10 protein-coding genes are annotated in these 11,924 nt (G+C 73.5%); 4 read left to right on the forward strand and 6 right to left on the reverse strand.

The window, feature by feature from the left end; all coding sequences use genetic code 11:
* Nucleotides 1-403, forward strand: a 403-nt coding sequence (locus P1P75_RS34420) for a glycosyltransferase (RefSeq protein ID WP_369076350.1), incomplete at its 5' end; no start/stop codon positions are given.
* Between the two features lie 16 nt (nucleotides 404-419).
* Here P1P75_RS34420 and P1P75_RS34425 read toward each other — a convergent pair.
* On the reverse strand, nucleotides 420-1,091 hold the full coding sequence (locus P1P75_RS34425; RefSeq protein WP_319262910.1) for a TetR/AcrR family transcriptional regulator: 672 nt from the start codon (nucleotides 1,089-1,091) through the stop codon (nucleotides 420-422).
* Nucleotides 1,092-1,240: 149 nt separating this feature from the next.
* Here P1P75_RS34425 and P1P75_RS34430 point away from each other — a divergent pair, with 149 nt between their 5' ends.
* Nucleotides 1,241-2,497 carry a YncE family protein gene (locus tag P1P75_RS34430; RefSeq protein ID WP_319262912.1) on the forward strand — a complete coding sequence of 419 codons (1,257 nt, stop codon included), beginning with the start codon at nucleotides 1,241-1,243 and terminating at the stop codon, nucleotides 2,495-2,497.
* A gap of 57 nt (nucleotides 2,498-2,554) precedes the next feature.
* On the opposite strand, the gene P1P75_RS34435 is transcribed toward P1P75_RS34430, so the two are convergent.
* Entirely contained in the window at nucleotides 2,555-4,420 is a 1,866-nt protein-coding gene (locus tag P1P75_RS34435) for a cellulase family glycosylhydrolase (protein ID WP_319262914.1), read from the reverse strand.
* Between the two features lie 259 nt (nucleotides 4,421-4,679).
* On the opposite strand from P1P75_RS34435, the gene P1P75_RS34440 reads away from it, so the two are divergent.
* On the forward strand, nucleotides 4,680-5,792 hold the full coding sequence (locus P1P75_RS34440; protein ID WP_319262915.1) for an XdhC family protein: 1,113 nt from the start codon (nucleotides 4,680-4,682) through the stop codon (nucleotides 5,790-5,792).
* A gap of 14 nt (nucleotides 5,793-5,806) precedes the next feature.
* On the opposite strand, the gene P1P75_RS34445 is transcribed toward P1P75_RS34440, so the two are convergent.
* Genes P1P75_RS34445 through P1P75_RS34460 form a run of 4 tightly spaced genes read right to left on the reverse strand, consistent with a single transcriptional unit; the run spans nucleotide 5,807 to nucleotide 9,419 of the window.
* A complete protein-coding gene (locus P1P75_RS34445) occupies nucleotides 5,807-6,307 on the reverse strand; it encodes a metallophosphoesterase (protein ID WP_319262917.1) in 501 nt (166 codons plus the stop codon).
* A gap of 32 nt (nucleotides 6,308-6,339) precedes the next feature.
* Nucleotides 6,340-6,525 (reverse strand): hypothetical protein, encoded by a 186-nt coding sequence (locus P1P75_RS34450; RefSeq protein ID WP_319262919.1) that lies wholly within the window; start codon nucleotides 6,523-6,525, stop codon nucleotides 6,340-6,342.
* 28 nt (nucleotides 6,526-6,553) lie between these two features.
* Nucleotides 6,554-6,925, reverse strand: a complete 372-nt coding sequence (locus P1P75_RS34455; RefSeq protein ID WP_319262921.1) for a DUF6479 family protein — start codon at nucleotides 6,923-6,925, stop codon at nucleotides 6,554-6,556.
* A 49-nt stretch (nucleotides 6,926-6,974) separates the two neighbouring features.
* Nucleotides 6,975-9,419 carry a SpoIIE family protein phosphatase gene (locus P1P75_RS34460; RefSeq protein ID WP_319262923.1) on the reverse strand — a complete coding sequence of 815 codons (2,445 nt, stop codon included), beginning with the start codon at nucleotides 9,417-9,419 and terminating at the stop codon, nucleotides 6,975-6,977.
* A gap of 227 nt (nucleotides 9,420-9,646) precedes the next feature.
* On the opposite strand from P1P75_RS34460, the gene P1P75_RS34465 reads away from it, so the two are divergent.
* Nucleotides 9,647-11,797 (forward strand): SpoIIE family protein phosphatase, encoded by a 2,151-nt coding sequence (locus P1P75_RS34465; RefSeq protein ID WP_319262925.1) that lies wholly within the window; start codon nucleotides 9,647-9,649, stop codon nucleotides 11,795-11,797.
* Nucleotides 11,798-11,924 lie beyond the last annotated feature (127 nt).

The following is an 11,924-nucleotide window of genomic DNA, read 5'->3' on the forward strand; positions in this document are numbered from 1 at the left end:
GCTGCGGGGTGTGATCCAGCGGGGCTGGGCCGGGCTCGCGGCCGACGGCGAGGACATGCTGACCGTCGACGAGGTCCCGCACTCGCTGCTCTTCCCGGAGATGGCGGCCGTCGTCCACCACTGCGGCGCCGGTACCACGGCCGCCGGGGTGCGGGCCGGGGTGCCCGCCGTGCCGGTGCCGGTCCAGTTCGACGAGGGGTTCTGGGCGCAGCGGCTGGTCGCCGCGGGGGTGGCGCCGGGCGTGGTCCCGCTGCGCGGGCTGACCGCCGGCACGCTGGCCGCAGCCCTGGTGCGGGCTACCGGCGAGCCCCTTTTCCGGGACCGGGCACGGGAGTTGGGGGCGCGGGTGCGCGAGGAGGACGGGGTGGGCCAGGTGGTGGAGGCGGTGGGACGGCTGGCGTGAGCGCGCGACGGCGCCGTCACCGGGGCTGTTCGGGGGCGGGGGTCCAGCCCACCGGGCGCAGGATGCCCAGCAGTTGGCGCACCAGTTCCTCCACGGCCTCGTCGAGGGTGGCGTCCACCCAGCCCGCGCTCCAGTCGTGCAGGAGGCCGTTGACGCTGCCGATGAAGGCCGTCGCCGCGAGGCGGTAGTCGCGCGGGGCGGCCTCGCCGCGGTCGGCGGCGGTCGTGGCCTCGGCGCAGATGAGGTCGACCCAGCGGGCGCGCCGCTCCAGGCGCTGTTCCTCCATGCGGGGGCTGACGCCGACGATCTCGACGAAGGTGATGCGGATCCGGCGCGGGTCGGCGGTGACATTGCCGGCGTAGGCGTGGAAGATCGCGGCGACCCGGTCCGCGAGGGGCAGGTCACGGGCGGCGGCGAACGCGGCCACGACCGCCTCCTCGGCCCAGTCGTTGACCTGGAGGTGCAATGCCGCCAGGAGGTCCTCCAGGGTGCGGAACTCCTCGTAGAACTGGCGTGTCGAGAGTCCGGCCGCCTCACTGAGCGCGGCGACCGTCGTGCCCCGGTAGCCGGGGGTGTCGCCGAACAGCTGCAGCGCCGCGTCCAGGAACCTCTGCCGCCTCTCGGCCTGCCGCTCTTGCGCGGACTTGCCGGCATATCGGCCGGTCGGCGCCCTCAGCCTGCCCGCCACGGTTCCTCCCTCGTCGCCCTGTCTCCCAATTTTGTCGTGCACGTGGTCTTGTGGCGAAGGGCCCCCCTTCCTTACTTTCCAGTAAGTCAACTCTGAACGCACCCGTGTTCAGATTCGGGACCTCCCACCCCCCAGAGGAGAGAGCAGCCATGGCTGCCTTCAGAACCAGGCACCTTTGCTCCGTAGCCGCCGCCCTCGTCCTGACCGTCACCGCCCCCACGGCCGTCGCCACCGCCGCGACCTCCGCCTCCGACGCCGCCGCACTGCGCGACGTGCTGCTGGTCGCCAACAACTGGGACGGCACCGCCGACGTCATCAAGTCCAGCGGTGACTACGCCAAGATCGGCCGGATCAACGTCATCCCCGACAAGGACCAGCGGATGGCGGAGATCAACGCCGACCCGATCCGGTGGATCGCCTTCATGACCATCCGCAACAGCGTCGGCGAGGGCCACGACCAGTTCGTCGACGACATGTACTCCACGCCGGACGGCGCCTCCGTGGTGGTCTCCCGGCCCAGCTTCGCCGACGTCGTCTCGATCGACGTGGCGACGGGGGCCGTCAACTGGCGTTTCCCCGTGTCGGGTTACCGTGCCGACCACATGGCCGTCTCCCCCGACGGCAAGCGGGTCGCGGTCTCCGCCTCGACGTCGAACACGGTGCACGTGCTGGACATCGGCACCGGTAAGCAGCTCGGTTCGTACGCCACGGGCGACAAGCCGCACGAGAACATCTTCACCAAGGACGGCAAGTACATCTGGACCATGTCGATCGGCGACGTGAACACCGCCCTCGACGCGACGTGGCTGGACTGGACGAAGGGCGACCGGCGCATCACGGTCGTCGACGCCACGACGTACCAGCCGGTGAAGACGATCGACATGCGGCAGCGGCTGGACGCGATCGGTCTCTCGGACCACTCCGACGCCGTGCGCCCGGCCGTGTTCTCGCCGGACGAGTCCAAGCTGTATTTCCAGGTCTCGTTCTTCAACGGGTTCTTCGAGTACGACATCGCCACGGACCGGATCACGCGGACCAAGACGCTGCCGAAGAACCCGGCGACGAGCGACGACCGCGGCACGTTCGTCAACGACTCGCGGCACCACGGTCTGTCGATGCGCCCGGACGGCAGCAAGCTGTGCGTGGCGGGCACGATGGACGACTACGCCACCGTCGTCGACCGCGCCACCCTCCAGGAGGGCCCGCTGGTCCCCGTCTCCAAGCCGTACTGGGCGACGGTCAGCGGCGACGGCAAGGACTGTGTCGTCTCCGAGAGCGGGTCCGACCAGGTCACCGCGATCGACTTCGCCACCGGCAAGAAGGTCGTCTCGGTGCCGGTGGGCGACCACCCGCAGCGGGTGCGGCAGGGCCATGTCGCGGCCGACTGGACGTCTCCGGCCGGCTGAGCGCGACGGTCCGCCCGTGCGCCGGGGTCGCGGTGACCCCGGCGCACGGGCGTGCCGTCACCCGCCGATCCGCTGCGCCGCCCAGGCCGCCAGCTCACCGCGGGCGGCGGCCAGCAGGGCCGCGGACGGGGCGGTGGCTCCGTTGGTCACCAGGGCGTAGTGCACGGTGCCCGCGTCCGTGTCGGTGAGCAGCAGGCGCCGGCTCGTGGTGCCGCCCGGCTCGGCGGCGACGCCGACCGGGGTGCCGGCGGTGTAGGCCGGCGGAGCGTGGACCGTGGCCAGGTCGCAGACCACGGTCGTGGAGGCGGCGGGGAACGAGGCGGGCAGATGCAGTTCGGTCGGCGCCGAGCCGCTGCCGCTGCGCCACACGTGCAGCCCGTACTGTCCGGACCCGACGAGTTGCGCCACGCTCGGCAGGGAACTCGGCACCGGGTTCCAGGTGAGGGTGGTCGAGCCGTCGCGGGAGCGGTCCTCGTAGGTGAAGGCGAGCGTCGTGCCGGAGGTGGCGCTGGGGTAGATCCGGTCGAGGAGCCGGGCGTCCTGGCGCAGGACCGCCTTTCCGGTGTCGTCGAGGCGTACGGCGGAGAGGTCCTCGTCGTTCCAGGCGTCGCCGGTGGTGAGCACCTTGTCGGGGTTGTCGTTCATCAGCTCGTGGTGCCGGCCGTGGTAGATGTCCCACTGCCACTGGTTGCCGGACAGGACCGGTCCGGAGGCGGCAGGGGTGGTCCACCAACTCGCGCCCTTCACCCGGGAGTCGAGGGCCTGGTACATCGCCTTCAGGACGGTCGGCGCCTTGCCCGCGGTCGAGCCGTTCAGCGGGTGGCCGAACTCGCTGACGATCGCCGTCGTGCCGGCCGCCGCGGCCCGGTCGCCGACCGTGCCGAAGTCGGTCACGTACTGTCCGTCCGCGGCGTTGCCCCACATCAGGATCCCGGAGATGGCCTTCTGGTCGTAGAAGTGGGTGTTGAAGACGTAGCGGGAACCGAGGGTGCCCGCGTCGAGGAGGCCGCCCTCCTCCTTGCTGACGTTGCCGTTCCAGAAGAGGTTCGGCTCGACGAGGACGGGCTTGTCCTGCCAGCCGGCCGCGTCCATGCGGGCCCGGAACCTCACGTAGAAGGGCCACAGCAGGTCGCGTTCCCAGGTGCGGCTGGTCTGCCCGGAGGTGTAGGTGCCGGCGTACGGCTCGTTGTAGGGGTCGAAGCCGAGGACGCCCGCGAACTGCTCGGCGGTCAGTCCCTGCCTGAGGTGCGTCATGGTCTTCTGGGCCATGGCGAGGAAGGAGTCCTGGAGGCCGTACGCGTTGTGCCAGAAGTCGTACTGGGCGGCCTTCACCGCGCCGTTCTGGGTGATGTTCTGGCCCCAGAGGAAGCAGATGCCGCAGGACTCGTCGGGGTAGTCGCCCAGCTCCACGGCCCACTTGGGGGCGCCGTCACCGGTGTACCAGCTGTCGTCGTCGAAGAGCCAGCGGGAGTAGAGGTCCTGGTGGAAGTCGGGGTAGACGCGGATGCCGGCGTCGAGGAAGGCGCGCATCTGGTCGGTGGCGGCGGTCAGGTAGGCGGTGTCGACCTGGCCGCGCACGGGTTCGGCGTAGGCCCAGGAGAGCAGGAAGCGCACGGAGTTGCCGCCGCCGAGGGCGCGCAGGGCGGTCGCCGACTTCCTGGCGTCGGCCACCGAGGCGAAGGGCAGGCCCTTGTTCTCGGCGAGCTTGGTCTCGCCGGAGACGTTGTAGCCGCGCAGGACGACCTCGCGGCCGGTGCCGTCCAGGAAGCGGCCGCCGGACACGGTGAGCGCGGTGCCGTCGAACGGGAGGGAGTCGGGGAGGGGGGCGGCGGTGGCGGCCGGGGAGCCCGCCACCGTCAGGAATCCGCAGAGTCCGCAGAGGACGACCAGAACAGCGAGCAGACGTGCCCGGATATTCGGCATGTCCACTACAGTCCGGCCATTTCCGGACACCGTCAATACCTTCTGACCCACGAGTAAGTTGACTTACCGTCAGTGCTGCCCGTGCCGAGGCCCGTGACCGTGCCCATCGGGACGACCGGGACGGACGGCCGCCTGGCGTGGTGATGCCCCGCCGCCGTTGGAGTGCGAGGGTGTCGGTGCGGGTACTCCCCGCGTCGACGTGGGCGTTCCCTTCCTCGGGGACATGAACGCTGCTCGGACGGGAGGAAAGGAGCCGAGCGTGCGCGAGATTCTCCCGGTCCTGAAGGACTGGTACGCGGCCGGTGAGCCGTTCGGGCTCGCCACCGTGGTCGCGGTGAGCCGCAGCGCGCCGCGCGATCCGGGCGCCGCCATGGCGGTCGGACCCGGCGACGAGGTCGTCGGCAGCGTGTCCGGGGGATGTGTGGAGGGCGCGGTGTTCGAGCTGGCGCGGGAGGTCCTGGCCGACGGCGAGGCCCGGCCGGCGACCTTCGGCTACAGCGACGAGGACGCCTTCGCGGTCGGTCTGACCTGCGGCGGCGAGATCACCGTGCTGGTCCGGCCCGTCACTCCCGCCCTCGACCCCTCGTTCGGGGCGGTCGCCGCGTCGGTCGCGGCGGGCGAGCCGGTGACCGTCGCCACGGTGGTGGACGGGCCCGCCCGGCGCGGGGCCACGCTCGCGGTGTGGCCCGAGCGGACCTCCGGCACGCTGGGCACCGGCGGCCTGGACGCGGCGGTCGCCGCCGACGCGCGCGGCGAACTCGCCCTGGGCGCCACCGGCGTACGGCACTACGGGCCGCGCGGTCAGCGGCGCCAGGACGCCGTGCCGGTGTTCCTGCACTCGTTCGCGCCGCCGCCGCGCATGCTGGTCTTCGGGGCGATCGACTACGCGGCGGCCGTCGCCCGGATCGGCGGCTTCCTCGGCTACCGGGTCACCGTGTGCGACGCGCGGCCCGTGTTCGCCACGCCGCGCCGCTTCCCGGCGGGCGTCGAGGTGGTCGTGGAGTGGCCGCACCGCTATCTGCGCGAGGCGGACACCGACGGGCGCACGGTGATCTGCGTGCTGACCCACGACCCGAAGTTCGACGTGCCGCTGCTGGAGGTCGCGCTGCGCCGGCCGGCCGCTTACATCGGGGCGATGGGCAGCCGCCGTACCCACGACGAGCGCCGGAACCGCCTGGTGGAGGCGGGGCTGACCGAGGACGAACTGTCCCGGCTGCGCTCACCGGTGGGACTCGACCTGGGGGCGCGTACACCGCAGGAGGTGGCCGTGTCCGTGGCCGCCGAGATCGTCGCGCTGCGCTGGGGCGGCAGCGGGGTTCCGCTGACGGCCACGACGGGGGCGGTCCATCCCTCGTCCCGTGACACGCACTAGCTGTACCACCCGCCTCAGCGGGGCGGCAGGCGGTGCAGGACGACGTCCGTCAGCCGGCCCGCCTCTGCCACGGCGGTCAGGTAGGTGCAGTAGGGCTGGCGCCGGCGGTCGGTCGGGGACCCCGGGTTGAGCAGGCGCAGCCCGCCGGGGGCCATGGTGTCCCACGGGATGTGGCTGTGGCCGAAGACCAGGACGTCGAGGCCGGGGAAGCGGGCGGCGCAGCGGGCCTCCCGGCCCTGCGCCGGTCCCGTCTCGTGGACCACGCCGAGGCGCAGCCCGCCGAGGTCGGCGTAGGCGGTCTCGGGGAGACGGGCCCGCAGTTCGGGGCCGTCGTTGTTGCCGTACACGCCGATCAAGCGACGGCTGCGGCTCTCCAGCAGGTCGAGGGTGTCCGTGTCGACCCAGTCCCCCGCGTGCACGACGACGTCGGCCCCGGGGAGCGCGTCCAGCAGCGGCGCGGGAAGCGCCTTGGCGCGCTTGGGCAGGTGGGTGTCGGACATGAGAAGCAGGCGCACGCCCTCAGCGTAGGGCGGCGGGCCGGCCGCGTTCAGTCCTCACCCCGCACGATGTTGCCCTCCGCGCCCAGGCGCGTCGCCGGCGCGGTGCCGGGGGCCTCCACGGCCGGCATCCAGGTGCGGAGCGCGGCCTTGGCGCTGCGCAGCCTGCGTGCCCTGGCCCAGCCCGTCTCGGGCCGGCGGGCGGTGGGTTTCTCCTCCAGGTGTGAGGTCGTCACGGTCGTTCATCGCCTTTCTCTTCCACGGTCAGCGGGCACCTGGGCCGCCACTGCCGAACGAGCCGCCGGACCCCGGATTCCAGCGGGGACGGCGCTCGTCGTCGCTCTCCCGGCTGCCGGTGGGCCGCAGCTCGTGCGGGGTGAGCCGTTCGCCGTCCTGCGGCCGCGGCATCGCGTTCGGCTCGCGCGCCCCGTGGCTCTCGCGTACCGGGCCCGACGCGGGCATCCGGGGCTGTTCCTCGGGGCGTGGTGGCGCGGGTTCACGGCTGCGGATCCTGGCGCCGAGCCGGAAGGCCCAGATCAGGCCGCCGACGAGCGCGACGCCGACGACGACGAAGGCGACGGTGGCCAGAACGGACCTTCCGGAGGCCGCCAGAACGGTGGTGGCAAGGGTGTCCATGGACGGCGGGTACCCGCACCGCGCTCGCGAACACCCGCACCGCGCCGGCTCACGCCTCCAGCAGCAGCTCGCTCCACACCTGCTTGCCGCCGCTGACCGGCAGCGTCCCCCAGGTGTCGGACACGGCCTCGACGAGGAGGATGCCCCGGCCGCCGGTGGCCTCCCAGCCCAGGCTGGTCGGCTTGACGGGCGAGCGGGGCGAGTTGTCGGTGACGGAGACGCGCAGCCGGTGGTTGACCAGGGTCAGGTCGAGGCGGACCGGGCCTTCGGTGTGCACGAGGGCGTTGGTGACGAGTTCGGAGACGACCAGCAGGGCCGCGTCCATGGCGTCCACCGGCACACCCCAGGCGCGCAGGCTGCGCCGGGTGAAGCGGCGGGCGTGCCGGGCCGCCTCGGGGACCCGCCACACGGTCCAGCCCTCGCGCAGGGGACGTACGGCCATGCCGTCGTAGCGCATCAGGAGCAGGGCGACGTCGTCGCCGCGGTGGGCGTTGCCGAGCAGGGCGTCGGCGACGAGGCCCAGATGGGCGGGGTCGGAGACGGACAGTTCGTGGGCGAGCCGGTCCATTCCGGTGTCGATGTCCAGCTCGGCGGACTCCACGAGCCCGTCCGTGGTCAGGGCGATGACGGTGCCGGGCATCAGCCGCAGCGGGGTCATCGGGAACTCGGCCTGGGTGACGACGCCGAGCGGGGGGCCGCCGTCGGACTCGGCGATCTCCGTTACGCCGTCCGGGTGACGCAGCACCGGCGGCGGGTGCCCTGCGCGTACGCACCAGGCGGTGCCGGCCTCCATGTCGACCTCGACGTAGCAGCAGGTCGCGAAGAGGTCGGTCTCCAGTTCCATCAGGAGCCGGTTGGCGTGCGAGACCACGACGTCCGGCGGGTGCCCCTCGGCCGCGTAGGCGCGCAGGGCGGTGCGCATCTGGCCCATCAGGGTGGCGGCACCGGTGCTGTGGCCCTGGACGTCGCCGATGACGAGGGCGACGTGGTTGTCGGGCAGCGGGATCACGTCGTACCAGTCGCCGCCGACCTCCAGGCCCGCGGTGGCCGGCAGATAGCGGGCGACGGCGACCGCGCCGGGGAGTTTCGGCAGCCGGCGGGGCAGCAGCTGGCGCTGGAGCATGCCGACGAGCTCGTGCTCGGCGTCGAAGGCGTGGGCCCGCATCAGGGCCTGGCCGACGAGTCCGGCGGAGGCGGTGAGCAGGGCGCGTTCGTCGGGCCCGAAGTCGTGCGGGGTGTCCCAGCCGATCAGGCAGGCGCCCGCCATGCGGCCCCCGGCGGACAGCGGCAGGACGGCCAGGCCGCCGGGGCCGACATCGGCGAGGGCCGGTTCCAGCGGGGTGCCGGCGGGCCAGATCCGGGCTCGCCCCTCGCGCAGGGCGGCGGCGAGGGTGGGCATCGTGCGCACGGGCGCGTCCGGCCACTCGGTGCGCCACTCCAGCCGCCACAGTTCGGGCCAGGCCTCGGGTTCGGGCGGGTCCAGGACGGTGACGACGAGACGCTCGTTCTCCAGCTCGGCCAGCGCGATGCGGTCGGCGCGCAGTGGGAGGCGCAGCGCGGAGACGACGGCCTGGCTGACGTCACGGACCGTGCCGGCGGTGGCGAGGGCGGCGGCCAGGCGTTGCACGCGGGCCACGTCGGTGACGCCCGAGCGCAGCGTGGAGACGTCGGCGACGGTGCCGACGAGGCGGGCCGGGCGGCCCTCGCCGCCGGGCAGGAGACGGCCGCGCAGCCGCAGCCATCGGGGCGGGCCGCCGTCGGCCCGCAGCACCCGGAACTCCAGCTCGCGTTCGCCGATCGACATGTGGTCGGCCTCGACGACGGACATCAGCGAGGGCAGGTCGTCGGGGACGGTGTGCCCGAGCAGGGTCTCGACGCGGCCGTCGAACCGGTCCCTGCGCAGGCCGAACAGCTCCAGGATCTCGTCGCCGACCTCGACGCGGCCGGTGTCCATGGCGAGGCTGAAGGAGTTGGCGCGCAGTTCCTCCGCCTCGTCGGGCTCGGTGGGGGCGGGCAGCGAGACGGCTTCGGCGACGAGTTCCAGGCAGGCGCGGTCGTCGGTGCCGAAACCGGCGGGGTTGTCGGTGACGGCGAGCAGAGCGCCGCCGTCGCCGCCGTGCACGGGCAGCGCGGCCAGGTGGACGTCCCCGGGCATCCTGCGCAGCTCCGCGTAGTCGGCGAGCCGCTCGGGGCCCAGCCACAGGGACGCCCCGGAGCGGTGCGCGTCGGCGGCCGGGGAACGCCCGTCGACGGCGTAGCTCTCCCGCAGCCCGTACAGCGTCCTCGGGACACCGGCCGACTCGATCAGGCAGAGCAGGTCGCCGCCGTCGCCGGGCGTGTAGACGGCGGCCAGGCTGGCGCTGGAGAAGACCAGTGCCTGTTCGAGAACGCGCCGCATCCGCTCGGGCGAGGCGGGCCCGCCCGTGACCGTCTTCAGGGCAAGTTCGGCACGCAGGGCTCTCGCCTTGCGCTCCGCCGCACCCTGACTGACCACGACCGTAATTACAGCGCTTATGAGACGTTCCCGCAGCCCTTGCGGCGAGGTGGGCTGCGGGGCCGGCCTCGCCGGCTTCGCTCGCCCCGCCGCCCCTGCCCGTCCCGGACCCCTGCGAGGAGCGGGGGTCCGCGTGGAGTTCGCCGGCCCGGCCGGAGCCTCGCCGTGCGCTCGCCGCTCGTAAGGGGCAGATTTGTTTGCCTGGGGTTGCGCGGCCGGTCGAGGAGGTGGTCGCCGTGTCCGACGGGCAGCGGTCCGGCCGGGCGCCCGGGGACCCGGCCGGCCGCCCGATGCTGTCGCCGGCGCTGACGGCGATGATGGACGCCGTCGGGGCCCACTCCGGCGCGGTCTACCTGCTGCCGGACGACGAGCCGGTGCTGGAGATGGCGGTGATGGCGGGACTGCCCCGGTCCTTCGCCGCGCCCTGGGAACGGGTGGGTGTCGGCGCGCCGGTCCCGATCGCGCGGGCGGTGCGTGAGCGGCGGTTGGTGTGGGTCGGCGGCGAGGAGGAGATGGCCCGCTCCTATCCGCGGATCGCCGTGGTCCTGCCCTATCCGTTCGCGCTGGCCGCGCTGCCGCTGGCGACCGCTTCGAAGGTGTACGGCGCGGTCTTCGTGACCTGGCCCGGCTCCCATCCGCCGGAGCTGTCCGACCGGGAACGGCACGAGCTCCAGGTGGCCTGTGAGCGGCTGGCGCTGCGGCTGGAGCGGGCCGCGGCGGAGAACCGTCCGGTGCGCGGCGAGGCCGATCCGCTGGACGCGGGGGCGGCCGGGACCGCCGACACCCTGGGCACGGTGGAGGCGGCGCGGCTGGTGGCCCGGCTGCCGTACGGGCTGTGTTCGCTGGACCTGACGGGGCGGGTGGGGTTCGCCAACCCGGCCGCGGCCGACCTGCTCGGGGTACCGGTCGGCAAACTGCTGGGCACCCACCTGTGGGCGTCGGTGCCGTGGCTGGCCGACCCGATGTACGAGGAGCGCTACCGGGCCGCGCTGATCAGCCGGCATGTCACGTCGTTCGTGGTGCTGCGCCCGCCCTCGCAGTGGCTCTCCTTCCGGCTGTACCCGAGCGCCACCGGGATCAGTGTGCGCGTGGTGCGGGCACGGGCGGTGTCGGTGACGGGTCCGGCCGGTGATGAGCGCGACGACGCCCCGCCCCGGCTGGTGTCGATGTCGCAGGCGCTGAGCCTGGCAGGGGCGCTCACCGAAACGGTGAGCGTGCAGGACGTGGTGCAGCTGGTGGCCGAGGAGATCGCGCCGGCCGTGGGCAGCGGGGCCCTTGCGCTGCTCGGGGCGCGGGCGGGCCGGCTGCACGTCCTGGGGCACCACGGCTACCCCGATCCGCACCTGGTGGAGCGGTTCGACGGAATGCCGCTGGCCTCCCCCACCCCCGGCACGCAGGCCGTCACCCATGGAGTGCCCGCCTTCTTCGACTCCCGCCGGCAGCTGGAGCACCTCTATCCGGCACGGCACGCCACCCCCGACGGCTTCGCGGCCTGGGCCTACCTGCCGCTGATCGCCTCGGGCCGCCCGGTGGGCGTCTGCGTGCTGGCCTACGCCGAGCCGCGCAGCTTCTCCACGCACGAACGCGCCGTCCTGACCAGCCTGGCCGGGCTGATCGCGCAGGCCCTGGACCGGGCCCTGCTGTACGACGCCAAGCACCAGCTCGCGCACGGCCTCCAGGCCGCCCTGCTCCCCCACTCACTGCCCTCCCTGCCCGGCATCGAGGCGAGCGCCCGCTATCTGCCGGCCACCCGGGGCATGGAGATCGGCGGCGACTTCTACGACCTGGTGCCCTCGCATCCGCTGCCGGCGGCGGTGATCGGGGACGTCCAGGGGCACAACGTGACGGCGGCCGGGCTGATGGGACAGCTCCGCACCGCCGTACGGGCCTACACGACCGTGGGGCAGGAACCGGCCGAGGTGATGCGCAGCACCAACCGGCTGATGATCGACCTGGGCACGGAGCTGTTCGCCAGTTGTCTGTATCTGCGGCTGGACCCGGCGCGCGGCCGGGCGGTGATGGCGCGGGCCGGGCATCCGCCGCCCCTGCTGCGGCGGCCGGACGGACGGGTGCGGGTCCTCGACCTGGCGGGCGGCCCGCTGCTGGGCATCGACGCCGAGGCCACGTATCCGACGACGGAGATCAAGCTGTCTTCCGGCTCGGTACTCGCCCTCTACACCGACGGGCTGATCGAGTCGCCGGGGGTGGACATCGAGGACGCGGTGGCCGATCTGGGGCGGCGGCTGGGCGAGGCGGGCGATCTGCCGCTGGAGGCGCTGGCCGACGAGCTGGTGGGGCACCACGCGGCGGCGGAGGAGCGGATCGACGACGTGGCGCTGCTGTTGCTGCGGGCGTCGTCGGCGCGGGACGCGGGCTGACGGCCTGTCGGATTTCCGGGGTCGGTCGCGGCAGAACATGACCGGTCCGGCCCTCCCGAGGGAGGGCCGGACCGTGGGACCGGCCGGACGGGTGGGGGGACGTCCGGCCGGTGGCAGGGGGTACGGG

The organism is Streptomyces sp. ID05-39B (assembly GCF_033794725.1).
In the GTDB taxonomy this organism is placed as follows: Bacteria; Actinomycetota; Actinomycetes; order Streptomycetales; family Streptomycetaceae; genus Streptomyces; species Streptomyces bobili.

Bases quoted from the DNA above. Each gene is read 5' to 3' on its own strand.
- P1P75_RS34455 (WP_319262921.1), bottom strand. From the start codon at position 6,925: ATGGACACCCTTGCCACCACCGTTCTGGCGGCCTCCGGAAGGTCCGTT.
- P1P75_RS34435 (WP_319262914.1), bottom strand. From the start codon at position 4,420: ATGCCGAATATCCGGGCACGTCTGCTCGCTGTTCTGGTCGTCCTCTGC.
- P1P75_RS34430 (WP_319262912.1), top strand. From the start codon at position 1,241: ATGGCTGCCTTCAGAACCAGGCACCTTTGCTCCGTAGCCGCCGCCCTC.